Source organism: Paenibacillus sp. OK060 (assembly GCF_900101205.1).
Taxonomy (GTDB): Bacteria; Bacillota; Bacilli; order Paenibacillales; family Paenibacillaceae; genus Paenibacillus; species Paenibacillus marchantiae.
Genome location: NZ_FNFR01000011.1, coordinates 106,809 through 132,430, shown reverse-complemented (window position 1 = coordinate 132,430; position 25,622 = coordinate 106,809). Strand labels below are relative to the sequence as shown.

Below are 25,622 nucleotides of genomic sequence, written 5' to 3'. Positions count from 1 at the left end.
CCTCGTTAATCATCGCCTAATCTAAAATAACATCATTCGTTAATGCGCCTTTTTCCTGCGGTCCTGTTGGTCCTCCTGCAAGTAGAGGCTGACCAAAGAAGGAGCCTTGGGACGGATTTCCGAATTTATAGACAGACAAGCTGTTCGGATTACTGTAATCCCTGTCCAGCCATGATGGCCAAGCATTTCCCAGACCATTACCTGTTCGAGTATTCGGATAATACTGAAAAGCCTGGATATTGTTCCAGGTATCCCATGCCGTTCCCTGATTCGTCACATCAATCAACTGGGTTACGACGAGTTCCTGATAGACATGATTACCAGGATCTTTCCACATCCCATGGGAACCAAACGCGGAATACGCAACAGGATGTGTATTGTTTACTTTGTCCACTTCACCCCAAGAGTAGGTTGTACCGAAAGAATGCGCGCCATAGTAAACTTGAACCGGCTTCACATAGTTACTGTTCTGATCGGTGAACTTGGCCAATCTGACCGTGACCCGCTCCCAGTCTCCGACATGATCTCCCACTTCCGTGCCAAACACCGTTTTCCCAAGATCATAGGGACTGAACTGGAAATATACCAGATCGACGTTGTTATACTCCTTCTCCACCCAAAACGCATAGATCGGCGCATTAGCCAGATCGCCCGTAAAATAAGGTAGTTTCAGGGTATATGGATTCAATTCCGTTTTGGTCTTAAATTCATACAAACCTGAACCTGGATTCACATAGCGATCCACATGCGGCAGGGTATGTTCTACCGAGGACGGGAAATAAACTTCGCCTTGGGCAAACCAGATCTTGGGAGCAAAGGTTTGCAATATTTCACGCTTGGCTGTGTCACTGTAATCGTTACCCGGAACGGCAACCGAGGTGGCATCGAGCGGCGAGATGGCTTCAACTTTCAGACTCGATACCGAATCATTGATATCTCCGCCAACATAGATCGCATCTGCGGTCAGAACCTTGGAATATCCAGCGAAATTGTAGTCTTTGTACAATGTGACCTTATACCCTGGGGCTACCCGGAGTGCAGAGATGGCATCATTGCCTACTCCAGCCTTCAGTTCATCCACATTATAGCTGCCGATATCAAACTGCTGCTCAAAACCTCCATAAGGCGAATTGGAATATGCGATAACTGGTTTATTGGGGCCTCCGATCTTCTCTACTTTCAGACTGGAGGTCGCGTCGTTAAAATCATCAAGCCATCCCGCATCGCCGGTCAGCGTTTTGGTGTCACCGGAGAAATCCTTGTCACGATACAGGGTCAATCGATATCCCGGAGCTACCTTTACCGAAGATATTTTGTCGTTGCCAACCACGTTAAGCTGATTCACATTGAACTGGCCAATCCCAAACGGTTGGGAGCTGCCTCCAAAATCTCCATCCTGGTAAACCGTTACGGCGTTGTCCTCTTCCGCCTGCGCGGGTTGCGCCAGTGGAAAGAAAAGAGATACTGCCAAGAACGAAGCTGCAAGCAAGGATTTGATTGTCATATTCGGGCTCCTCTTCGAATAATGATTTCGATTATTGCCAACGTTCGTACGTTACATTTCTTTTGGCTCTGCAGGTCATTTCCCAGGATGTATGGTAGCGCTTTCCGGAATATCCTCCCTTCATCCTTGAAAGATAAGTGGCATATCTTCACACTAATATATGTCATTGACATATACAATGATATAAATGTAAATTTTTCTCTAAATAAACTTCATATAATTACTATTATTTACATTATATTTGCATAAAACGGTAACAAGCATAACAAATTTTGCATTGTTGAGTTTGAATATGATAGCGAACCACATATGTCACTGACATACAAAAAACCTCCCTTATCATCAAAACGAGATAAGGAAGGTTTAAATTGGCTTGAATAACGGAACCGCATCAACACTCATTGATTAAGATTACGTACGGAGCTTCGTTCGATGATGGTTGTGTTTACCTTGATGGATAAAGCCCCTTCTCGGGAATTCTCCATACGTTTGCACAGCAAATTCACTGCTGCCTGTCCAAGCTTCTCTGTCGTTTGTCTTGCCGTAGTCAGTGGCACGGGCAGCAGACTCGCCAACTGGATGTCGGAAAAACCAATGATGGACAGTTCCTCAGGTACCTGCTTGTGGATGGATAAGGCCGTGTACAGACAAGAAGTCGCGATATAATCATCCGCACAGACAACGGCTGTCATTGCCGGATTACTTTGAATGAAATCCTTGAGTTGCAGATTCGGCCCATTCAGGTTGAGCATGTAATCCTCTGCACAATCCAGGCAAATATTGCGACCGTTAACAGGCAGTGCGTAGTCCAGCATGGCCTGCACATAACCTTTATAGCGATCCTCCCGGCTCGTCACTCCATCAAACGACATAGAGATATACCCAATTTCCCGATGTCCTCTATCAATCAAATATTCCGTCAAGTTGTAGGCTCCCTGATAATGGTCATGGTACACACAATCAATATTGACCTCACGAAAGATCCGATCGATGATTACCAAAGGATAATTCAGCAGATTAAGCTCCAGCACCTTTTCACTGCATCGTGTTCGCCCCCTTGGAAACAGAATAATTCCATCGATTCCTTCCTCGTACAACTCTTGTAGGCAGAAGCTCTCATCCTCTTTATCCGTAGTAATCCGAATGAGCAGCTGGCACCCGGATTTACGTGCTTCCTGCTCAACGGATGCTATAATTCTGGCTACGTAATCATCCATATTGGGGAACAGCAGGGCAATTTTTCGCTTCATAAGCTTCTTGTCTGTAGTTACATTCCCCGATAATGACTCCTTACCCGGCCCGCCCAAATAATCACCCGACACAAATGTCCCCCGCCGCGCCAACCGATAGACAATACCTTGTTTCTCCAAAATTTGCAGCGCAAGCTTGGCTGTCATACGGCTGACAGAATACAGTTTGGCGAGCTCGCCTTCCGATGGCACGGGATCATGTGGCTGCAATTTCCGGTTACGAATTTCTTCCATCACCAAATCGGCAGTTTGCAAGTACAACAACGGCTTCCGATGTGGTTCCTCCATGTGAACACCTACCCCAGTTCCGGATTTTACGATCATTCTATCATTTTCTCATGTAAAAAAGTAAAAATAGCCCTTGAGCAGAAGGTAGAATGACATTCGATCCTTCTGCTCAAGGGCATGCAAGCAAACATTTATTTATTTGACTTCGGCATTTAGCCGTTCAATAAGTTCAAGCAGCTCCAACGGTTCACCAACTGTGTGAGTTGGACGTTCTGTTTCATCCAATGGCTCATGGGGATAACGTGGCGTCCAGCTCTGAAAGATGCTGGTGATGCCAAGTGCGTTGGCTCCCTTCATATCACGACTCAGGTTATTGCCAATCATTACTGTTCTGGAAAAATCCCCTTCGGACAAATCAAGGGCACCAATTGCTGCCTTAAACATCCGCGGGCTTGGCTTGCTGGCTTTAATATTCTCCGAAATAATCATTGCACTAAAATAATCATGAAGTCCATGCTGCTTAAATACGTTCTTGAAGGATTGTGCATCGCCGTCAGCAACCAGGGCCAGCGTGTACCCTTTTTCATGAAGCTTTTGAATCGTAATATCCGCACCCGGAATCAGATCCGCACTCAGAACAATTCCCTCTTCGTCCCGAATCTCGGTCGATTCATCAACAATGGTATCGCCGCTGTCAAAAAAGATAATTAACTTTTTGTCGTCCATGTTCGTTATGACCGTCCTCTTCATTCAATTGGTGAAACGAATTGCCGGTTTCCACTTGACCATGTAATCCAACATTGATGTTTTAATAAAAGGTATAGCGCTTAATCTAATGTTACAATGGAGGCGAATAAAAAATCAATCATTATTTCGTTGCACTTATGCAGAGGCCAGATAATCATCTTGACCGAAAAAGTACTGAGGATCAATTTGCCGGTAGTTGGAGGGGCTGCTGCTGACCAAACTGTTTTGCTTTTACTGCCATCGATTTATCCAGCCTTGCTCTTAATCCACTCATCCATTCCGGCTCATGCGCCCATTGTTCTGCCCCAGATCGAAGCACACGTACATAACCGTACAGATTGGCAAAGCGACGAAATGCTGGGAACATCGACTCCATATCATAGGCGTCTCCTGCTTCTTTCCAATACCCTTGCAAGAATATTTGCTTCTTCTGTTCCCATTCATCCGGCTGAATTTCATCCCGTAAACTATCCAGACTCTGCTCCACATCCATTGCGTACCAGTGGTACATGGCGTCATCGAAGTCAATGGCGTAACAGGAATGACTCTCCTCGTCATAGAAGACATTATCCAGTTCAAAATCATAATGAATTAACCCGAAGTTCTGCTGTGTAACGGGCCAATTTGCAAAATAATTTCGGAGAACTTCTACCTCATTGAGCGCCGCATTCTCGCCAGGGAACTCCCCCAGAACGTCCTTCATCCAATCCAGTACATCGATATATGTCCAGCGTTTTGCCTGTTTGGGTGTGTATTCACAAGATAAACGATGTAGCTTACCCAATGCCTCACCCAAGCTGTGCACGATCTGGTCATTTATATCGATACTGCCCATCTGGTTACCAGGAACTCGTTTGAATACAGAGGCATAATACATTCCCCAAGGCGTATGAGCCACTACCAGCTCTTTTCCTGCATGGGAAGGTACTGCTTCCATGGCGCCATATTGATTTAGTTTAAGATAGGACAGGAACTCCAACTCCGCTGCAAGATTGGTTTGATTTTTCTCATCTACAGGGGCAAAACGAAGCAAGTAAACCTCTCCCTGATCCCTGAACGGATACACGGCATTGGAGGATATACGATAATACTGGAACATGTCCAGTGACTCCGGATCATAACTCCAGTTTTTCAAAATCATCTCGGCGAGATCGTTATTATGGAATAAATATTTAAGTTTTAACATGGGCATATCTCCTTAGTGGTCGGTTAATATAGAACGCTTTAAGCGTTCCGAATCCTATTTTTGCGCGCAAAAAGCCGCAGGCTATGCCTGCGGCTTTAAAAATTCTGGATACACGGGTTTACTTGCATAAGCAAATAAACCTCGTGCATACCAGGAAAAATGAGCAGTTATATCCCTATATGTCGGCAGACTTCAGATCGTCCCATTAGCAGACTCCAAATGCTTCGCCATGTGTTCGTTGCTCTGCCGGATCTATTCAGTTCGTTATCACCTTAATTGTTGTTGTAACACTTTGCATCATCTTAGCCCGTCGTTTCATGACGCTCACTCCTTCCGAGAAACAAGTTATTTCCATAATACTCCATCAAGTGATGATAGGCAATGAATATCAAGACTGTGTAACAACCATTCGTTCTACGGTCTCGGTATTCTCCTTATACCAAACCATAACTACATCTCCCTTCTTCAGGTCAGACACCTGAATGGATGAATTAGCATTTTGGTTGTTGCCTGGGGCACCCATGCCCATGCCTTCCGTGATATCCACATCCTCACTGATGTCCAACTTCATTTCAATGCCCGTATCTTTCATTTCCATGCTTCCGCCTCTGGAGGCGCCTGGTTGTCTTCCATTTCCATTAGTCGAGCCTGTGGATGAGTTATCCTGCACCTCAAGCAACGAGATCGTGACGGTACTCCCTGTGGCAGAGATCACTTTGCCTGTAAGATCGGCATTCATCATCCCCCGCATATCGTCCTGACCGCCTGTTCTGCCATTCATCCCTTGCCCTCCGCCCCTCTGTGCTCCTCCATTCATGCCCGGGCCAACGCCATTCATCATTCCGCCACCGTTCATGCCTTGTACAGAACCGGTATTCGTAATGTTCTGGGCAGTAATAACATCACAAGCAGAGAGCAAAACTGAGCAGGTCAGCAGCAAGAGCATAGCCGATGTGAGATAACCATTTTTTCGCATACGGATCACCCTTTTCTCAGGGAAGAACGTTCCCAGCCAAGTTTTCTATGAAACATGAAGTTATACGCATCTTTAAATCCCATGTACGACAATACAACCAGCAGCGGATATACGGGATAGATATACCTCGATTTAATCTCCCACAGAATATAGAACCCGATAAATCCGAGAATAACCAGAATCAAAGAGACTTCGTCATACCGCTTTCCACGAATTCCACCGACCAAGCGAATGAAAATAAAACAGTACATCATGAAATTCATCACATAAACGATCCAAAGCACCCCCGTCCGGTAGACGGAATCTCCCTTGAATACGTCTGTTACCGCATTGGTATAACTGTAGGAGCCGGCAATTCCGCCACCTCTTCCTCCTCCCATACCCGAGGAGCTTTCATTACCGATGCCATATCGATCCATTTGGTAGGTACCTTCAGTCCAGGTCCAAATGATCTTTTTGTAATACATCTGGGCCAAGTCACTTAAGCCGGCTTCCGAAAGCTTGCGTTCAATCTCCTGCTTGTACAGTTCTGTACTTTCAGCTTTATTATAGTTGGCTTCTCTTTGATAGATCTGGTAGCTCTCCATGTTGTCCCAGAAGCCGAATCGTTCCAGATTAATACCCATGTTCAACCACATATAGACCGGTGCCGAATTTTCCCCATCAGATTCACTTACAGCACCCGAAGATTTTAATACCGCATTCTGAGTCCACCCTGGGACGTTAAACAACGTAGCCAGCACGAAGACGGAGACAATCACTTTCTTGAATCCAATACTTCGCATATTCAGCAGGATGGTTAACATAGCAGCAATCAGCACAATTACGCCAATGCTTCGGAAGTAGTTGCCAATCGCGAGCAGAATGGCGGCAATGACGATTGTCCGCCAAGACTTTGCACGTATAAACCGAATCAAAAAGTATAAACAAGACGTCAGAAATGCCGTAGCAATAACATCGTTATAGATCAGGTTGTTCAGGAACAGGGATGGCAGATACGTGGCTGCAAAGATCAGAACCCCGTAATCACGTTCCGCGGACTTATGATTTAACTGTTTATAAATGAGATAAATCATTAATGTCGTTACCGTTGCAAACAAAATATTGAACAGCTTGATTACCAGATAATTATCCGGGAACAGGTACAGCAATGTCTTTAGATACAAAACGGTAGAAAAGTTGAACGGGAACATGTGCAGATATCCGCCCGATTCAAACGAAGAATAATCGTGATCGTAAAGCATGTTCATCGCGAGTGAAAGCACGGTCTGTGAATCATCCGTAGGCACTCGTGGAAACACGAAGATAATGATGATTTGAATGGCCAGCGAACATAGCAGCACCACCGGAATGACAACCTTTGGGCTGTATTTGTTAAGCTTCAGGCAAAGGCGGTATAACCCCACACCCGATACCAGAAGCAAAGCAATTACCGGGATAAAAATACTCCACTGCTGCGTACCCAGAATCGGATTATCCCCATACAAGGTGTAGTTGTACTGCGCCCGGACAAACAGGGACGATACGATAAACACGCCGACAAAAACAAGCAGAATGAGATAAAGCGACTTATGGATCACCTTAGACATGCCAAAACTCCTTTTCCAGTACAGGATTCGGGAATAGTATAATGCCTCTACCTGAAAAAAGGCTGAATTCAGATTTGTGCTTAAGAATGCTCATTGAAGGATGATTTACAGCACAAAAAAGACCGTCCCTTGGATAAGGTAACGGTCCGTATTTCTATTTTTTTTAAAGAGTGTGTGGGCTTTAAGCTAATCGTTGAAGATCACTTCTCATCCTTAATAAACTCAATAATATCCTGGATCTCACAATCCAAAGCCTCGCATATTCGATTCAGCGTATCGAACTTCACGCCATCTGTTTCCTCATTATATAATTTGGCAATCCCATTTCTATGTAGTCCGGTTAGTCGGGATAAATCGGGATAAACCGGCAATGTTAATTCTTTTCTCTCCCATAATGCGAGATAAATGAATCTTAATCATACATGTTCTCCTCCAAACAAACAGGTATAACCCCATGATTGTAAAAGTGCACCTCAGCCTAATATTGCCTGTTAAACATCACTTCTCGTCAATATACTTGATTAAGTCGCCTGGCTGACATTCCAGTGCTATACAAATTTTCTCAAGGGTTTCGATTGTGATCGATTTGACTTCAAAACCGCTATCCGTTACCCATTGTCCAATGGTATTCGGACGAACTCCTGTTTTTTTAGCCAAAGCATACATAGACATACCCTTATCCTTCAGAACTTGTTCGAGAGTGAATTTGATCATCTGAAAACATCCCTTAACATAAAATATAGTAACTCTTGACGTTAATAACTAATTAAGTTATCATAACTCTATGAGTTATTAAATCTCTATAGTTCAATTCATAGAAAGTAGGAGAATGCATGATAGAATCTCTGGAATCTTTGGCAGAACCGTTAATCCGAACGCGCTTAGAGTTATTATACAACAATTTGTCTCACACGCAGCCTGATTATACCCAACTATCTGAAGAATCTGATCATTATTTTCATACCATCCGTCAAGCTTTACCTGAACATCTGAATCAGACCATTTTTTTATATGAAGATACTCAACTTTCTATGCAAACACTTCTGGAAAGAGAGATTTATTTACAAGGGTTTCGGGATGCCCTGCAACTAATGAGCGAGTTACATATACAAAGATTCTGACGCCATAGCTTCTTACAAAATATTCTATAATCAACAAAGCAATAGAATAGGCTTAAAGGGTCGGTCGGCTACCTCGCCATGAAGGGAGGGATGCCCTGTGACAGTGTTTGAAGCAATCATGTTGATGCTTACCTTCGGTACGCTCATCATTGCCATTCTGTCCGATAAACGCAAATAGACCGCCCTCATAGCAAAGGATCGCGGTCTATTTCATCGTGCCCTTATGTTACCGAAGCCCACCGCCCTTAAAAGCGGCTATTGCTCAGAGAAGTCGTGTTACCAGCACGGCTCTCTTTGCATTTTACGTCTAATCTGCTCTAATTATACCATACTCAAATCTTTGAAGTCACATATAAACCGTGTTAATCATCGTACATTCTCTTATATTCATGCCAGTATAGAACCTCAATACAATTGGACCAGTTTAGAATCGAACCAACAAAGTCCTGAATATCCAACCCTGGCATTTCATACGTCTCTTCTGTGTTTACCGAACCCGTTGCATCCTCGATCAGAGTGACTTTGAATCCTTCATATTCCGCAGTAATTGCCGTAAACAGGCAACAATATTCTGTGTTAAATCCAATAATAAACACATGTTCCACCTGATGTTCATGAAGCCAATTCTTCAACTCCGGATTGCTAAAGGCGTTAGGTTTACTTTTTTCCAGAACCGTATGCCGCCCAGTGTCGACTACAATCTCCAGACCCGCAGCATTCTTGTAAAAAAGTGAAGACCCCTCGTGATCATAGTCTACATGTTTCAAGTAAATGATCGGTTCATTCCGCTGGTCAAATTCAGCGATAACCGCTTCAATTTTGCCTAGCTGTGCTGTGAAATCTCTCAATGACGTAATCCCGTATTGCACATCCAATACAATCAGGGCTTTGTTCATGCGCTCTCCCCTTGCTTTAGTAGATCGATAGGCGTTTCCCCAAATCTACTCCTTCTTTAGCTTCTTTTCCCGAGCCTTTTCCACATTCGCTTGCACCCGAAATTCCACGATCCGGCGGATTAATTCTTCTGGTAATGGTTGATCCAAGGGAAATTGCACCGATCCTTTGGCTCCTTTATACCGTGAGAGTTCTTCCTTAAACGCTTCGATCCCACTGGCACCTGGGTAAAATCCGATATGCTTGGAGTAGGCTGCAAAATGAACCAAGTTCCCGTGCTCTGCATACGTTGGCATCTTGTAACTGATCTTCTCCACGGCATTGGGAGCGGAATCGCGAATAACCTGTCTTAATGATTGTAATTTGACCTGTACATCCGAAGGAAATTGGGAGATATATTCATCTACCAACACATCAAAAGAGGTACTCTCTGACATCTTGAACTCCTTCCACCACGTCCATTCGTGGTATGGGCATTTTTCACAACGTCATGGCTCGGCCATTTCGCATCAGATAATCCTCCTTGGCTTTGTAGTCGGGCATAATACTGCCCACACGGCGCCAGAACGAACGATCATGATTCATATGATGGATGTGGCATAACTCATGAATGATCACGTAATCAATCACCTCTAGTGGAGCCATCGCCAAACGGTAGTTAAACGTCAGCTTTTTATCCCAACTGCAGCTTCCCCACTTGGTCGCCGATTCGACGATGTCCACAGACTTCGGCTTCACCTTTAACTCCTGCTGGTAACGGCCGATGCGCTCACCGATCATTCTTTTACACTCGGCAAAATAAAACTTCTTCAGATTCGTACGCAATTCCTCTTCCGAACATCCCTCTACGTCAATTAACTCATGCAGTGCATGTTCTTTGCCAAAGAGTAGAAACTTCCCTTTGCCTTCCTCTTCATATTCTTTCTCTTGAGGACCGTCCAACGCCTGCTGCATCAGAGCAGATTTCGTCAAAATCACTTCCCCATGTTGCGCAACAAGCTGCCGGATCATGTCTTCGCCGGTACCATTGGGAGCCTTGATTGTGACCATATAGGGTAAATCCATCGTAATGGAAGCTTTCTTCCGTTTCCCATATTCGATGTGACAGTTAATGATGTGATTGTTTATTTCAATAGTTAGCATAACCTGCTCCACTTCTTTCGATATTTCAATTTCAAAATTCTAATTTATTCATTCAAATTGTAACCCATTCTGTGACTCTATGCATAATGTTCAGCGTTATTACATATTTTATATTGAATTTTTATTCATTAATATGTATTATTATAAAATTATAAGATAGGAGGATAGATATGATCCCTACATCGAATTCGGATTACAAAACAATTGAAGAACTATCACTCAACCATTGGCAGCCCTTATCCACCTTACTTTTTGACGGATGGGTACTGCGTTTTGCACAGGGATATACGAAGCGCGCCAACTCCATTCAACCCCTTCACTACTCTACCCAAGATGTGCATGAAAAGATCGAGCAATGCGAGCGAATCTACGCTTCCAATCAATTAAGTACCATATTCAAGATTACGCCGTTTATCCAGCCGGATCATCTCGACCAGCTTTTACATGAAAAGGGGTATGATGTTGTAGATCTGAGCCGGGTCCAGACTCGGAGCCTGGAAACCATTAAGGAGCCTAAGCACTCTGCTGTAAAAATGGACGAACAGTTAACCGGAGAGTGGTTGGATCACTTTTGCCGACTGAATCAGGTAAGTGAAATGCATCGGGGAACGATGGAACAAATGTTGACCAACATCCGTACACGTACAGGTTTCATCTCGCTGTTCATCGACGGACAAGTCGTTGCTTGTGGATTCGGTGTGGTGGAACGAAGCTATATTGGACTGTATGACATTATTACGGACGCTAACTTTCGGAATCGGGGATTAGCCGAGCAGATGATCCTTCATCTATTGCACTGGGGAAAAGAGAATGGCGCTACCTCCAGTTACCTGCAAGTAGTTGCTAATAATGCTCCCGCAATAAAACTGTATGCCAAACTTGGATTCTCGGAAATCTATACATACTGGTATAGGGTCAAGAAAGCTTAGGCTATCCTACCATCACTTCACCACCATGAGCCGAGGGGGCTAGAATTTACAAACTTTTCAGTTTATTGAGGTCGGTACCCAGACACACACTCAATCTGCCGGACATCCCTTGTGCAGAAGACACGCTCACATAAAACAAACCCTTGACCAAGCTTGGTCACTCCAATAAGTATGCTCTTTTCCATCTGCTGGGACAGTATAATTCATTTTTGCGGTTCCAGCAGTAGATCCTTGGTTGATCGTGAACGTAAACACTTTCGAACCTGTGTTTTTAAAGCTCACCTTCACATATTCAAATCCCACCGGGATATTAAACTGTTTCGTAGTCGCAGTACCTGCGAGCTCCTCGTTATTAATTACTGATAATGCCGTGGATGTAGTGACAACTGTTTCATTATTCATTGATGCTGTTGTTATTACTGTAGTAATGATCGCGGTGGCGGCTAGAACAGCCATTGCCATTTTTGTGATGTGTTTTATGATGTCACCTCCACCTGCTATATCTCTGTATTATACAGTTTAATAAATCTCTCCTGTGAAAGAGCTGGTTATCAGCTCTGATTGCGCTCCAATTGTTTTTCGATCCCCAGCCTGTCGATCTGAATCCAGTATTCTGCAATTCTCTCATTCTCCACTCGATATACCGCACTCGCCATTTCAATCACGGGCAGGTTGGTCGGTGCATATCCATCCACTTCTCCAACATGAGTACCCACTTGTCTCCAGCGTACATATACTTTATCCCCCTGTGCAAGCAACTCCTGAATCTGCAGCGAAAAATCTCCGTACGCCTCAATCATTCCCCTCACATGATCCGCATAGACGGAGGGCGTTCTTGTGACTGTCACTTCCTCTTCTGAGATCACCTGGTGAGCCAGTACCTGCTCGGCCATTAGTGTATTGGCATAATCAAGATTGCGACCCGAGCGCACTTCTTCAAAAAAGGTTCTGACAATCTGTTCTGGCGTCATCCGATCCACTCCATTTTTCGTTTTATCATGCATTGTACCAGAAGTCTCTACAATTCTCACTCTCTCGCTAAGATCAATTTAACTAGCTTTTATACAGGATTCTCACTCGATTGTATATAGTCATAATATACCATTACATATCTTGACAATAAGTCTATATGACCATAGACTAGCAAAAGACATTAGGGAATTAATAGGAGGTTTTGCTGATAAGAGGTTCGAAAATGATTTTTAACCAGAAATGATAATGTTCGATGTTTAGATTTTTTAGAAATTAGCTTTTGCAACAACTTAGAAAAACGAGAAAGTGGTGTACCATGAAACGTTTATTTTTGATTATGTTTACGCTCACCCTGTTATTGGCTGGATGCCAGAGCAATGACAAGGAGAGTAGTCCGTCCGAGAATAACCCCACAGAAATAATAGAAGGTTCTAGCGTATTAAGTTTGAAGCAGAAGTACGGCTCTGAATCGAATAAAGCGATTATGCCGATGTATAACGTAGCTCAAGATGAAGAATTCAAGTTTAAATTCAAAGCAGATCTGAAAAATAGCCGTATACAAGCAAGTGACATGATTAGTGTACATACCGATATTAAGGCCCTTGAGGCCAGCAAAGTTTACGCCATACCAGAAATCAATGATAATAGTGTCTCCATTAAGCCTCTTGGATGGGGTGTTTTAACCTCAGATAAGTTACGGACACAGGAGCAAAGCACTTGGGGTGGTGCCCCCATTTATTACATTCGTATTAATTATGATCTGGATGCCGAGAAGCTCACGCTACTGGATCAACCAATGATCATTCCTTTCACAGTAAAATCCGAGCTGGCTGTTCCCAATCTCAAATATGAAATCGACAAGGATAAGCGATTTAAACTGACTTGGGATAAGGTCGAAGGTGCAACCGAATATAAAATTTATAATCGTGCAGATCGAACGGTTATTTTTGAAACAAACAACGTACCCTTGCAAGGAGCGGAGAAAGCCTTCAATGGAAGCAATCCATTGGTTTTAACCACAACAACGGAAACATCCTTTAATGACTTTATGGAAGACGGAAAAGGCGGTCTTGGCACTATTAATGAACAGATGACTTCCTATCAGAACCATGGTATGAAGGGTGAATATTACGTCACAGCGGTCAGCGGAGATAAGGAATCCAATTTCAGCAACGGTGTTGCCACTGCCCCCCTCTCTAATCAGCTACCGATGGCTTTAAAAGAACAACTGTATATGAAGAAATTGAAGAACATGAATGAATTGCCTAAAACAACAAGTATTGAGTATATTGATGGTTCGTTTTCCCAAGAAACGATTGTCTATGACACCACTGGTGTAGAAATTTCAGAGTTCAATGAAACAAATATTCCTTTTCACATTAAAGGAACAGCTCTGAAAAGTTACGTACGCGTAGAGAATATCACTCAAGAAGATCTGGACAAATTGAATAATCAAACGGTTGCCGAGTCCAGTAACGGACTGGTAGAACCGAAAAATGACACACCATACGTCCCTGCACCTGATGTGCCAACCATTATCAACAATCATGATACGCCTGCATCGGAAGCAGAAACAGAACCAGCAGTGGAAGCTCCATCTACGGAGTCCACAACCAATACTGGAACGTCAGAAGATAAAACTGATTCTGCATCCAACGAGGCTTCCGATGATACTTCCGATAAGTCTTCCGATAAAGCTTCTGATGAAATTACGAGTGAATCACCTGATCCAGCTTCCGAAACTGAAGAAGACAACTTGGTTGATGAGCAGAAATCCAATACACAGCAGAATGTAGAACAAGGCAATCAGGAAACGGTTCCTGAGCCGGCTACAGGCGATGCCATGATCAATGCAGATTCTGCATTGGAAGAAGTTTTGGCTAAAAACATGGTTGCTGTCCAAGACAAGATCTCATTAAAAGCTTTTCCAGAGGCCCAAAATTTCACAACACTCTCCGATGTTGTCCTGAAAGTGATGTACCAGAATCCATTGATTCTGGGTGTGGAAGGTTTTGAATACAACTACGGTACACTTAGCCTTTCGATCCATTACAATGAATCGGCAGATGTCATCCAGAAGAAGCAGAGCGAGATTATTGCCAAAGCAAACGAAGTTGTTGCTTCCATCATCAAGGATGGCATGAAGGATGATGAGAAACGGAAAGCCATCTACGATTATCTGAACGATAACGCGAAGTATGATGATGCAGCATTGGAAAATGCGGAACAGAACAACTTTAAAAATGTCGATGCACAGTTCAATGATTCGTTTACCACTTACGGTATCCTTGTCAAAGGTGTTGGCGTATGTGCCAGCTATGCTTCCGTCTACAAACTGCTCTCCGATCTGTCTGGACTGGAAAGCATCGTCGTAACGGGAGCATCTAGCGGTGTTCCTCATGCATGGAATAAGGTCAAGATCGGGAATGAATGGTTCCATGTGGATGCCACCAACAATCTGACCAATTCCGGTATTCCTTACTTCCTGTACAATGCAAATGATGAGACGGCTGCAAGTCAGAAAACGATAGCCGATAAGGATTACTGGCTTGATTCCGAACTCGCCCTGTTTAATGGCGAAAGTGATGCGAACGATTATTATATACAGAACGATCTCGAAGTCGCTTCGATTAGTGAATACAAAACGAAGGCTGAGAGTGAACTGAAAAATGGAGAAAATCGGGTGATTCTCCGTTTTGCCTCACCTGTGGACTCTGATGAGCTGATGACAGCTGCCGGTGAAGCCCTCGCTGCGGTAGATGAAGCCCTGCTGAATACGGCTCAATTGGCCACGCTCGGCAGCTACGCCATTCTGGAGCCTAACCCGGATCAGAAGTGATGCAATAATTAAGAAAAATTCCATAACAACAAAGAACTCCATTCACCTTCATCGGGAATGGAGTTCTTTGCTTCACTTGCCTATGATCACTGACCTATCACTCATAGGCCTTTTATATCCAAATTTACGGACTAACTGTACCGCCATTGGCGTTCAGCGTTTCACCGCTCACATAGCTCGATTCCTGACTCGCCAGGAACACAAACGCTGGCGCCATTTCCGCAGGCTGCCCTGCACGACCAAGCGGAGTATTAGATCCAAAATCAGCAAGCTTCTCTACGGGCTGTCCACCGACCACCTGAAGCGGCGTCCATACCGGACCTGGCGCGACAACGTTCACACGGATGCCTTTGCTGCCGACTTGCTGGGCCAGCGCTTTGCTGAAGGTGTTGATTGCAGCCTTTGTTGTCGCATAATCCAACAGGATTGGAGATGGCTTATATGCCTGAATAGAAGACGTATTAATGATGGAGCTGCCTGGTTTCATGTGTTTCACAGCTGCTTTACAGAGCCAGAACATTGAATAGACATTGGTTTTGAATGTCGCATCAAATTGTTCTGTAGTCAGGTCGGCGATCTGCTCAACAAACTGCTGTTTACCTGCCACGTTGGCGAGAATATCGATCCCACCGAGCTCTTTTACAGCAGATTCAATGAGTTCTTCGCAGTATTTCTCATCCTTGAGGTCACCTGGAATCGCAACAGCCTTGCGGCCTGCTTCCTCAATCAGCTTGACCACTTCCTTCGCATCGGCTTCTTCCTCGGGAAGGTAAGCCAGAACGACATCCGCACCTTCACGAGCAAAAGCGATGGCGGCTGCCCGACCAATACCGCTGTCTGCTCCGGTTACAACAGCTTTACGTCCGGTCAGACGGCCGCTGCCTTTGTAGCTTTTTTCACCTGCATCAGGTACAGGAGTCATTTCACGTTGAAGCCCGGGCTCCTTCTGCTGCTGCTTCCAATCTGATGTTGCCTTCGGATATTGTGTCGTCGGATCTTGCATGGTGTGCTGGTCTTGATTAGCCATGTACAATTCCTCCTCGGATTAATTTACACTCTATAAATAGAACGAAATGATTCTACACTGGTCACTACGCGGTCAGAGCAACCTTCCGATCGCTGTTATCCCCAGATTTTTTCTATCCCTAATTAAGGGGAAATCCGGTGATAAAGGCGAACGTTTCACTTCTCCAGGCTTTCTCTGCCCTCTACGTTATTGTGTAGAAAATAAGTTCAATTTAAATAGACTGTGTAAATTTAAATTTATTTATTATGTTGTTTTCATAAAAGTTGCACTCTTTCCTTTGTAACCGAGATGGGTGGAATTTAAACTGGCTCTGAACATTTCCATGGCAAACCTTCCGACTTTGAATCTCCTGTAACTGGAGGTTGTATAATAGATCCTGAGGTGATTTTATTGAATCAAAGCAAAGATACATATTCGATCGGTGAAGCTGCCAAAATGATCGGCTCGACTGTCAAAACGATACGTTATTACGATGAAATCAAGTTGCTCCGGCCCTCTTTTCATACGGAAGGTGGTCACCGTCTTTATACACCGCAAGACGTGTGGCGGCTGGAACTGATCACAACGCTACGCTATTTGAATTTTGGCATATCGGATATTCGCAAGCTGATGTCCGGTGAACTTAGCGTGTCACAGGCCCTGGATCTACAGATTGAAGCCTTGGAAACTCAGATCGGGACCATGAATTCCATGCTCTCCATTCTGCAACAAGCCAAACAGCAGGAAGTGGAAGATACGCTTCATTCCGGACAGTCTCTTACCTATGTTTCAAGCCTGGTGGATTCACTGACCGTCAATGCCCAAAAAAGAAAACAATTCATCTCCGCCAAAATGGAAGAATCTCACCTGCTGGACGAAATCCCGCACGAATGGAGAGTTTCGTTTCTGCATTTTTTCGATAAATACATGATGAAAGATACAAAGCTGTCTGCCCAGCAAACACTGGCATGGAAGGAAATCCAGGATATCATTAACGATCCGGCCTATATCGCCGATCTGGCCCGTCTCGAACTTCCGTTCTTCACCATGGCGAATCATCCACAGATTGAAGCAGATGCCTGGGTAAAAAAAATGGAGACCCTCCGCATTCGTGCCACTGAAGCTCTAGACAAACGTTGGCCGTTAGATAGCCCTGCAGTGCAGAGCATGGTGTGGGATTTTGTGATGATGTACGCCAGTATTGAACATGCTGGAGATCCGGAAGCATTTTTTCGCAAACAAGCTCGATATATGCTCGACTCCGTAACAGAGCGCATCCTTCGTTTTAACAAGCTCTGCAAGATCGTGAATCCTGAATGGAGCGAGATCGTGGACGGCATTAATCTGTTGCAGGAAGGCATGCGACTGCGGTTAAAACAAATGGAAGAAGTCTGAATTCCAGTCCTCTTCCATTTTTACATTCAACCTTTTTTCAATGAATAGGATGTGTGTTCTCCCACTTCACTGTCCAACTGGAGCGGTTGCCCTTTCAGATAGTGGTTAAAGAAGTCGATTGTTGTATCATTTACAATTTGGTGTGCTTTCCTTGCATCTACACCCTGTGACCATTCCAGAATGGGAGATATCAGATAGAGGTCCGAGAAGCTTAAATGTTTGGTATTACTCAGCTCCATCCAGTAGTTCCCTCCCGCGGTCACCAGTTCATAACGTGCATACACTTCTTCGTAGTATTTCTCAGCTTCCGGACGAGTCGTGCCCATAGCTGCAATCTCATCGTCACTCATGACACTTGTACCTGCAACGGTTGTATCCGCGCTCATCATGAGAAACGGTTTGCCTACACCTTCAGCAGGAATACGCTTCTCTCCAAACAATACGCCATCCATGTTCATACCTGCTTTGACACGAGGATCATCCATCAGCATCTGTACGGTTGTTGCCCCGCCAAATGAATGTCCAAACATGCCGATGTTGTCCAGATCCAGATGACCGTTAAAACGCCCGTTTGCGTCATTGGCAGCCAGTTTCTCCACTTGATCCAGCACAAATTGCGCATCCTTCACCCATGTCTCGTTGAGCTTGTCCATATAACTGAACTGCAGTTGATCGAAGCCTTCCTTGCCCTCGGATTCAAATTGCGCCACACGCCCGTCCGGGAACACCGAGACCAGACTGCTATACGTATGATTAATACCCACAACAATATAACCTTGGCTGACCAATTGCTCCACCTGGAACGTATTTTGGTTTTCATAACCATGTAGGCCATGAGAGAAAAGAATGACCGGATACTTGGCTTCCGCATCAGACAATGATGCCTCCTGAATGGCATGGGTTTTGACTTGAATCAGGTTTGAAAATAAAAGCTTTGGCAGCTTCAGCACATCATTAAAGGCTGTTGCATACACTTTCGGATCATTCACATAAGGAGTCGTTGTTCCCTTGGTGTCTTTATCCGTTGGATACCAGATCTGCACCATCAGTTCCCGTTTGTCTCCGGTAGTACTCGTCAGCAATTCCTCCCGGCTCTCATCCGTCCAATCGTAGGATACCGTACCGATTCCGTAAGGTCCTGTTGGTTTATCAAACGAAAATACCGGGAACAGGAGTGGCAGCCCGATTGTCACAGCAGCGTATACCAATACCAACAGCGATGTTCCGATGATTCGAACACGTCCGAATTTCCGCATAACGGTTGATTTTGACCTTTTAGCGATTAACACAATCAGTGGAACCAGTGTGAGCAAATACGCCGGAATCATGGGCCAACGCAATCCCTCAAGCACCCCATGTACCAGCAATAATACAACCGATATGACCCATCCTCCCCACACCATTTTCCGAGGTTTGTTTCGGCCCCCAATCAACCACACCAGCATTACTACATTGAAAATAAGATAAATCCATTCCAGTGTTCTCATTATTCCTTGCCCCCTTCTCTGCCACAACTGAAATTAAAATATATCGTGCAGCAGCTCTTCTATTTCCAATCATAAAACCTCCAGTTACAGGAGATTCAAGCATGAATTTTGAAAACAAAAAAATGCACTCCCTGTATGACACTGGATCTCCCGAAGGTTCTCCCATGTATTCAAGGAATGCACGTATGATATTACGATATTAACATCAACGATTTTATAATATAAGGTTAGTGATCTTCGCCTTCATCTACCCGCTGTCTTTTTCCTATGCCAAAAACGAAATATCCGATCACAACGATCGCCATAAATGTAGCCCCAACAATGAGGGGTAACCGCGTATCCGGGTTAAATGCCATACCGATAATAACGAGCGTCAGATATACGATGATGATATAGTTGCTGATTGGGAACCATTTGGATTTAAAATTGTGTTCAGCCATCTCATTGCCCCAACGCTTTCTGAACCTGAACTGGCTGAAGGCCAGCGCGAACCACGGAACCATCCCCGGAAGAACACTTGCGCTATAGATGTACAGGAACAGTTTGGAGTCCGGCATCAGGTAGTTGAGCACCACACCCACCAGCAGCAAGGAAATCGTGATGATAATACTGTTGCGGGGAACCCCGCCTTTGGACAGCTTTTTGAAAAAGGCCGGTGCCTGTCCATTCTCCGCAAGCGTGTAAAGCATACGTCCTGCACTATAGATCCCACTGTTACATCCCGACATCGCGGCGGTAAGCACAACAAAGTTGATAATTCCCGCAGCAGCGACAATCCCGACTTTGGCAAACGTCAGTACAAACGGACTTCCCGTCTCTCCCACTTCATTCCAAGGATACAATGTCACGATGACAAAAATGGCCCCAACGTAAAAAATGAGAATACGCCACACGATGTTTTTGATCGCTTTACGCAGCGTGATCTTCGGATTTTCCGCTTCACCTGCCGTAATCCCTACCATTTCAACGCCCTGGTATGCAGCCGTTACGATACACAGGGCAAAGAGGAAACCTTTGATCCCTCCTGGGAAAAATCCGCCATGGCTCACCAGATTCGATAGCCCAATGGGCTGTCCTCCGTTCCCCCAGCCGAAGAAGATCAGTCCGGTTCCGATCACGATCATGAAGACAATTGCCATCACCTTGATCAGTGCAAACCAGAATTCGAATTCTCCATAGTACTTTACCGCTGCCAGATTCGCTGCTGCAATAATAAGCACCCCAGCCAAGGCAGGCAGCCATTGTGGAATATCCGGGAACCAGTAGCCTACATAAATCCCAATCGCGGTGACTTCCGCCATACCAACCGTTACCCAGAGGAACCAGTAACTCCAGGCAGTCAGGAACCCGGCGAGTGGACTGATATACTTATGAGCAAATGTGGCAAATGAACCGGTGACAGGCTCCTGAATCAACATTTCCCCCATAATACGCATGACAAAAAAGATAATGATCCCGGCCAGCAAATAGGCCAGCAGCACCGAAGGACCTGCCCATTTGATAGTACTTGCCGATCCCATGAACAATCCGACCCCGATCGTACCTCCGAGTGCAATCAGCTCTACATGGCGGGGCTTTAGCCCTCTAGATAGTTGCTTTGATTCCAAACGATTCTCCCCTTTTCACATCCACATTAACGCAATGCAGAATTACTTCACCAAATTGTACGAGATGTGCCACAGAAATACAACAAGGAATGTAAGGAAGCGGATTCAGTGCACAAAATCATGTTACACGTCTTTGGCGGGTCAGCGTTTTCGCAACAGGTAACTGCTATACAAAAAATCCACCAGCCGCGAAGCACTAGTGGATATACGGTGAAATGATTTAGCTGGCACAAGGCTTGAGCGAATAACAGTACCGCCTAATAACTCCGTTCGGGGGCAATACGTAAATGACAAAAACCTTTCTGAATGCCAAGTTAACGCATCAGTTCGTTGAATACCTTTTCCCAACGGCCACTGTGTCCATCCTCCATGAATAATGGAACAAATCCCAATCGGAGATAGATTGCAATTGCAGGGAGCCTGAAGTCATCCGTCTCAAGCAGGGCCGCTTGCTTCCCCTCATCTCTCATTCGGTGCAAGGCCGCTAGTGCAATGGTATATCCAAGCCCTTTCCCGGAGTGCCCCGGCAGAGCACCCACCATATGCAGATATCCACAGTCGATATCCCTGTCCTCTTTCTCCCATGCTACAGCAGTGGCAACGGCAAGCCCCTGATAACAGAGAAACAGAATCTTCTCGGGCAAAAACGGCGGCTGAAATCCGATCTTGTCGCCGAAGGCAATCTCCCTGGCAAAAGAAATTCGGATCACATGCTCCCATTCCGTTACATCACCGGATTGAAACGATCTCAAGCTGTAGCCTTCCGGTATGTCCAGCTGCGGCAGATCTGCCAAAGTATCCTTTTTCATGACCAGCTTGGAGCGTTCATCCCTCATCCTGTAAAGCCTGCCTTTACTCTAAAGTTTGGAAAGGAAACCATGTTCCCGCCCTGCTTCACGGATTGCATCGAGAGGAAAAAGACCGCGCTCCAGGTCACGGCATCATACACATCAACCAGCGGGCTGCGGTTTTCCTGAATCGCCGAGATGAATTCCTCCAGCACCAGAAAATCGCCCCCACCATGCTTCGTGCCCGCCGCTAAGTGACCCCACTGCTTCCATTTGGGATGATCATATTCAGGCTGATAACAGGACATTTTCTCCCATACTTCTGAGCCATCCTCTCCGTTTACCGGAGAGCGGTTCTGCAGCCATACGAGATCTTCCTCATAGGGATGACGCGCGGACAAGTAGGCTCCCCTAGTTCCCTGTAGCATGTAATGAGTTTTATTATGCGGCCGGACGGAGACCCAGTCGATACGCAGCGTAATCAGAACGCCATTCTCGGTCACCAGCGCGGCGACGGCTGAATCCCCTTGACTCCAGTAACCTTCACGGGCAGCAGGATGGTCCTTGCCAAACTGCTCGCTAAAATAATTCTGCAACGCCCTCGGTTTGGAAACTTGCGTCGAGATGCTTTTAAGCCGATCTCCTCCCGGTTTATTCAGCCCGATCCACTGCGCGGCAGGCCCAATCGAATGCGTCGGATAATTGACCCCGTTATAATTTTGGTGGAGCTGTCCTCGCCAAGTAAGTGAGCCGTCCGGATGATGAATCAGATGACGTAAATCATGAATATAGCCACCCTCAACATGGGTAATCTCCCCGAATAACCCTTGTTGCGCCATGTAATTAACCGTAAGATTGGACCTGGAGAAACAATAGTTTTCTGACATCATATATTTCAAACCTGTGCGCTCCACCGTCTCGACCAATTCCCAGGCTTCCTCAAGCGACTGCACAGCAATCACCTCACTTAACACATGCTTGCCTGCGTTCAGTGCATCAATGGAATGTCGAGCATGCATATGCATGGGGCTAATTACAAAGACGGCATCAATAGAAGCGTCCTGCAGCATTTCCGAATAATCGCTATACGTTCTGATCCCCGGAAAAATCCCTTTCCATTGCTCCAGAACCAGTTCATTCAAATCACAAGTAGCCGTCAGATCAATACGATCAGCCAGAGAATGCAAGGCATTCAGAAAGCTTGCCCCCCGGTTGCCTCCGACTATAGCCAGCCTTACCCGCCTGCGGGTCATCGCGTCATCCCTTTCTTCTGAGAGGATAGTGACACAATCAGTTCTGCCGAATGGCCGTCGCCTTTGGCATCAGGATGCGGTTCATAATCATACATGCCTTTGACAAAAATGTTTGCCAGCTCCTGATACGGTGTCCCCTTCAGCAAAATAGTATTGATGCTCAACTGCTGCTCCTGTAGGTTCACGAGCAGCACCGCAGGGATATCCGTTACGGCTGCCAATTGTACGAAATGCCAATGATCACGTTGGAAGACAGACTGAACATGATTATGTCCGTTAAAGAAAACGCCCGGTCCCTGATGTTCATTCAGTATCGACCAGATATCGAGTGCTGCATCAAGAGACATCATCGGCTCCGTGGATCTGGCCGTTGTAGCGTATACCGGATGATGGGCGAACACGAGCAGCGGCTTCGGTCCGTACCTGTTCATCTGTTCGCGCAGCCAGTTCAGTTGCTCTTCATCGATCATACCGCCCCAATGGTCGGGATTCTCACGCGCAGTGTCTAGTACTAGCAGCACTGCCTCCTCTTCTTCAATGGCCAGATAGCGATGCTGTCCCGTCCTTGCCTGAAGATCGACCTTGGAACAGGTATGCGTGTCATGATTGCCAAACGCATATAAAAATTCACCTTGCGATAGCTCACTTTTAACCTTGCTCATAATAAAATCGAACTCCGAGGGTTCGCCGGCATGTGTCAGATCACCAATAGACAGATGATAGTCAGCGGAGAATGCCAAAAACTCTGACAGATAACCGGTATAGAAAGCCTCCCTGGCCTGAATCATCTGATCATCCACCTCTACCAACTCGCTAGAATAGTGCAAATCGCCCATTACAATCAGTCTCATTATCATAATCTCCCTTATCCTTTGATGCCTGAATGCATAAAGCTACTGATAAACTGCCGTTGGAACAACAGAAAGCCAATCAGCATCGGCGCCGTTACAATCAGGGTTGCTGCGCTGACATCCGTCCACTGAGCACCTGCTTCGGTTGATTTGGCAAACATCGCCAGTCCTACAGTCAGCAGACGATTTTCCGGGGAATTCGTCACAATAAGCGGCCAAAGAAAATCGTTCCAGTGAAAGCTGATGGAAACGATCGCAAACGAAAGATAGACGGGCCTCGACAGCGGCATATAAATACGCAGCAAAATGCCTAGTGAAGAGCAACCCTCTACACGCGCAGCCTCATCCAGTTCGTTCGGAAGCTGCTTAAAGGCCTGCCTTAACAGGAAAACGCCAAACGCAGAAGCAAAATAAGGCAGCATAATACCGATCTTTGTATCCAGCAGTCCCAACTCGTTAATGATTTGGTAGTTGGAGAAAATGAGTACATCCGATGGGACCATTATCTGGACGAGAAAGAGCATAAAGACAAACTGGCGCCCAACAAAAGCAACGCGGGCAAACGCATATGCGGCCAGGGTTAATGTAACAATCTGAACTGCAAATATTCCAGAGGTTACAAGTAGAGTATTCCACATGTATTGTCCGAACGGTGCCCCTTGCCAGACCCGACTGAAATTATCCAGCGTAAAATCCCAGGACCAACCTGCGCCAATGGACGCATCCTTTGGAAGAAAGGCATTGCGCAGCATCCACATTAGCGGAATCAGCCAAGCGGCAGCAAACAACAGCATAATTGCATGCCACAACGCTTGTCCGGCCATCCGGCGGCGCTTTGCGGATCGAAACTTCCGGTTCAGCGACTGCTTGGCCTTTTCTGGCCGCAATGTAGCGGACAAGGACAGCTCGGCAGCATTTTTCATGATTCCTATCCCCTTTCACCTTCTACTGATAATGAATTTTGCGTTCCCATCCCGCAAACTGAAAGCAGGATATGACAAGAAGCAGAACGATCATTACCACGGTCATTGCCGCCGCCATCCCTTGGTCATTGAAACTAAAAGTCGTCTCATAGATATAATATAGAAGCAGGCTGCTGGCATGATCCGGCCCTCCCTTGGTCATCATCCACAGATGATCCACCCATTTGAAGGCGTTCGTAATCGCGACGACGGTGACAAACAGCGTTGTGGGCATCGTCAATGGAATGGTGATCCGCAGCTGCTGCGTCCACACGCCAATCCCGTCTACTGAAGCCGACTCGTAAAGATCTTTCGGAATTTGCTGCAGGCCAGCCAGATAAAAGATCATGAAATATCCGGCTTCCTTCCAGACAGTCATCACAATCAGAGAGCCAAGCACCGTATCCGGATTGCCAAGCAGATTAACCTCGCTTCCTGTGAACCAGGAAGCAAACCGGGCAAACAAACCAAACTGAGGCATATAAAGAAACAGCCAAATGCTCGCAGCGGCGATCATTGGAATCATATTCGGGTAGAAAAAAGCAATACGGACCACACCTTTGCCCCGGATCGCTTTATCTGCGAACAACGCCATGACAAAGGCCAGCGCCATCGAGACGGGAACCGTACCGACCGCGAACCAGATGTTATTTCGAAACACTTCAACAAAAACAGGATCATGCAGCAATGCCTTATAGTTGTCCATTCCTACGAATACGGGCATACGAACGGCCAAATTATGCTCAAATAGACTGAGCCATGCCGATTTAAGCATTGGATAATAGGTGAACATGCCAAGAAACAGAAGGGATGGTAACACAAGTCCCCACCCAAACCCGTTCCGCCTAAGCTTTTCGTTCCAGCGGGTATTCATGCACGATTTTCCTCCTTGTAC

At 45.6% G+C, this 25,622-nt stretch carries 25 protein-coding genes and 1 pseudogene; 5 read left to right on the top strand and 21 right to left on the bottom strand.

Annotation, left to right across the window (positions count from 1 at the left end):
- Nucleotides 1-16: 16 nt before the first annotated feature.
- The 8 genes and pseudogenes from BLS14_RS29090 to BLS14_RS29055 all read right to left on the bottom strand — a co-directional run bounded on the left by BLS14_RS29090 (nt 17) and on the right by BLS14_RS29055 (nt 8,194).
- Nucleotides 17-1,504, bottom strand: coding sequence for a Vps62-related protein (locus tag BLS14_RS29090; RefSeq protein WP_090955271.1), 1,488 nt, complete (start codon nt 1,502-1,504; stop codon nt 17-19).
- Between the two features lie 398 nt (nt 1,505-1,902).
- Nucleotides 1,903-3,078, bottom strand: coding sequence for a GntR family transcriptional regulator (locus BLS14_RS29085; protein WP_256336739.1), 1,176 nt, complete (start codon nt 3,076-3,078; stop codon nt 1,903-1,905).
- 99 nt (nt 3,079-3,177) lie between these two features.
- The gene (locus BLS14_RS29080) at nt 3,178-3,708 is read right to left on the bottom strand and encodes an HAD family hydrolase (RefSeq protein WP_063567152.1); all 531 of its coding nucleotides are present in this window, start codon (nt 3,706-3,708) and stop codon (nt 3,178-3,180) included.
- Nucleotides 3,709-3,910: 202 nt separating this feature from the next.
- Complete coding sequence (locus tag BLS14_RS29075) at nt 3,911-4,915, bottom strand: phosphotransferase enzyme family protein (RefSeq protein ID WP_063567151.1); 1,005 nt, start codon at nt 4,913-4,915, stop codon at nt 3,911-3,913.
- A gap of 388 nt (nt 4,916-5,303) precedes the next feature.
- Nucleotides 5,304-5,891, bottom strand: a complete 588-nt coding sequence (locus BLS14_RS29070) for a hypothetical protein (protein ID WP_090955269.1) — start codon at nt 5,889-5,891, stop codon at nt 5,304-5,306.
- A gap of 5 nt (nt 5,892-5,896) precedes the next feature.
- Nucleotides 5,897-7,480 (bottom strand): glycosyltransferase family 39 protein, encoded by a 1,584-nt coding sequence (locus BLS14_RS29065; RefSeq protein ID WP_090955267.1) that lies wholly within the window; start codon nt 7,478-7,480, stop codon nt 5,897-5,899.
- Nucleotides 7,481-7,680: 200 nt separating this feature from the next.
- Nucleotides 7,681-7,900 (bottom strand): annotated as a pseudogene (locus tag BLS14_RS29060) (helix-turn-helix domain-containing protein).
- Nucleotides 7,901-7,978: 78 nt separating this feature from the next.
- The gene (locus tag BLS14_RS29055; protein ID WP_072735663.1) at nt 7,979-8,194 is read right to left on the bottom strand and encodes a helix-turn-helix domain-containing protein; all 216 of its coding nucleotides are present in this window, start codon (nt 8,192-8,194) and stop codon (nt 7,979-7,981) included.
- 119 nt (nt 8,195-8,313) lie between these two features.
- Here BLS14_RS29055 and BLS14_RS29050 point away from each other — a divergent pair, with 119 nt between their 5' ends.
- Nucleotides 8,314-8,601: a DUF6809 family protein gene (locus BLS14_RS29050; protein ID WP_072735664.1), complete on the top strand. Its 288-nt coding sequence runs from the start codon at nt 8,314-8,316 to the stop codon at nt 8,599-8,601.
- 97 nt (nt 8,602-8,698) lie between these two features.
- Nucleotides 8,699-8,779, top strand: a complete 81-nt coding sequence (locus tag BLS14_RS33635) for a putative holin-like toxin (protein ID WP_371121679.1) — start codon at nt 8,699-8,701, stop codon at nt 8,777-8,779.
- Nucleotides 8,780-8,963: 184 nt separating this feature from the next.
- On the opposite strand, the gene BLS14_RS29045 is transcribed toward BLS14_RS33635, so the two are convergent.
- Genes BLS14_RS29045 through BLS14_RS29035 form a run of 3 tightly spaced genes read right to left on the bottom strand, consistent with a single transcriptional unit; the run spans nt 8,964 to nt 10,638 of the window.
- Nucleotides 8,964-9,497, bottom strand: coding sequence for an isochorismatase family protein (locus BLS14_RS29045; protein WP_090955265.1), 534 nt, complete (start codon nt 9,495-9,497; stop codon nt 8,964-8,966).
- Nucleotides 9,498-9,542: 45 nt separating this feature from the next.
- Nucleotides 9,543-9,932, bottom strand: coding sequence for an iron chaperone (locus tag BLS14_RS29040; protein ID WP_090955263.1), 390 nt, complete (start codon nt 9,930-9,932; stop codon nt 9,543-9,545).
- 43 nt (nt 9,933-9,975) lie between these two features.
- A complete protein-coding gene (locus BLS14_RS29035) occupies nt 9,976-10,638 on the bottom strand; it encodes a M48 family metallopeptidase (RefSeq protein ID WP_090955261.1) in 663 nt (220 codons plus the stop codon).
- Nucleotides 10,639-10,808: 170 nt separating this feature from the next.
- Between BLS14_RS29035 and BLS14_RS29030 the strand changes: the two genes are divergently transcribed.
- Entirely contained in the window at nt 10,809-11,567 is a 759-nt protein-coding gene (locus tag BLS14_RS29030; RefSeq protein ID WP_090955259.1) for a GNAT family N-acetyltransferase, read from the top strand.
- 126 nt (nt 11,568-11,693) lie between these two features.
- Here BLS14_RS29030 and BLS14_RS32835 read toward each other — a convergent pair whose 3' ends face one another.
- On the bottom strand, nt 11,694-12,029 hold the full coding sequence (locus BLS14_RS32835; RefSeq protein ID WP_090955257.1) for a hypothetical protein: 336 nt from the start codon (nt 12,027-12,029) through the stop codon (nt 11,694-11,696).
- A gap of 89 nt (nt 12,030-12,118) precedes the next feature.
- Nucleotides 12,119-12,538, bottom strand: coding sequence for an ester cyclase (locus BLS14_RS29020; protein WP_090955311.1), 420 nt, complete (start codon nt 12,536-12,538; stop codon nt 12,119-12,121).
- Between the two features lie 317 nt (nt 12,539-12,855).
- Between BLS14_RS29020 and BLS14_RS29015 the strand changes: the two genes are divergently transcribed.
- A complete protein-coding gene (locus BLS14_RS29015; RefSeq protein ID WP_090955255.1) occupies nt 12,856-15,378 on the top strand; it encodes a transglutaminase domain-containing protein in 2,523 nt (840 codons plus the stop codon).
- 124 nt (nt 15,379-15,502) lie between these two features.
- Here BLS14_RS29015 and BLS14_RS29010 read toward each other — a convergent pair whose 3' ends face one another.
- Nucleotides 15,503-16,405, bottom strand: coding sequence for an SDR family oxidoreductase (locus tag BLS14_RS29010; protein WP_090811827.1), 903 nt, complete (start codon nt 16,403-16,405; stop codon nt 15,503-15,505).
- Nucleotides 16,406-16,795: 390 nt separating this feature from the next.
- Between BLS14_RS29010 and BLS14_RS29005 the strand changes: the two genes are divergently transcribed.
- Nucleotides 16,796-17,779: a MerR family transcriptional regulator gene (locus BLS14_RS29005; RefSeq protein ID WP_090955253.1), complete on the top strand. Its 984-nt coding sequence runs from the start codon at nt 16,796-16,798 to the stop codon at nt 17,777-17,779.
- Nucleotides 17,780-17,805: 26 nt separating this feature from the next.
- On the opposite strand, the gene BLS14_RS29000 is transcribed toward BLS14_RS29005, so the two are convergent.
- The 7 genes from BLS14_RS29000 to BLS14_RS28970 all read right to left on the bottom strand — a co-directional run bounded on the left by BLS14_RS29000 (nt 17,806) and on the right by BLS14_RS28970 (nt 25,601).
- On the bottom strand, nt 17,806-19,266 hold the full coding sequence (locus tag BLS14_RS29000; RefSeq protein ID WP_090955251.1) for an alpha/beta hydrolase family protein: 1,461 nt from the start codon (nt 19,264-19,266) through the stop codon (nt 17,806-17,808).
- A 227-nt stretch (nt 19,267-19,493) separates the two neighbouring features.
- Nucleotides 19,494-20,873, bottom strand: coding sequence for an amino acid permease (locus tag BLS14_RS28995; RefSeq protein ID WP_063567139.1), 1,380 nt, complete (start codon nt 20,871-20,873; stop codon nt 19,494-19,496).
- A gap of 314 nt (nt 20,874-21,187) precedes the next feature.
- Nucleotides 21,188-21,709 (bottom strand): GNAT family N-acetyltransferase, encoded by a 522-nt coding sequence (locus tag BLS14_RS28990; RefSeq protein ID WP_063567138.1) that lies wholly within the window; start codon nt 21,707-21,709, stop codon nt 21,188-21,190.
- Nucleotides 21,706-22,914, bottom strand: a complete 1,209-nt coding sequence (locus tag BLS14_RS28985) for a Gfo/Idh/MocA family oxidoreductase (RefSeq protein WP_090955249.1) — start codon at nt 22,912-22,914, stop codon at nt 21,706-21,708. Before BLS14_RS28985 ends, BLS14_RS28990 begins: the two co-directional genes overlap by 4 nt.
- Nucleotides 22,911-23,765 carry a metallophosphoesterase family protein gene (locus tag BLS14_RS28980; protein ID WP_176854832.1) on the bottom strand — a complete coding sequence of 285 codons (855 nt, stop codon included), beginning with the start codon at nt 23,763-23,765 and terminating at the stop codon, nt 22,911-22,913. Before BLS14_RS28980 ends, BLS14_RS28985 begins: the two co-directional genes overlap by 4 nt.
- Nucleotides 23,766-23,779: 14 nt before the next feature.
- Nucleotides 23,780-24,688 carry a carbohydrate ABC transporter permease gene (locus BLS14_RS28975; RefSeq protein ID WP_090955245.1) on the bottom strand — a complete coding sequence of 303 codons (909 nt, stop codon included), beginning with the start codon at nt 24,686-24,688 and terminating at the stop codon, nt 23,780-23,782.
- A 22-nt stretch (nt 24,689-24,710) separates the two neighbouring features.
- Complete coding sequence (locus BLS14_RS28970) at nt 24,711-25,601, bottom strand: carbohydrate ABC transporter permease (RefSeq protein ID WP_090955243.1); 891 nt, start codon at nt 25,599-25,601, stop codon at nt 24,711-24,713.
- Between the last annotated feature and the right edge of the window lie 21 nt (nt 25,602-25,622).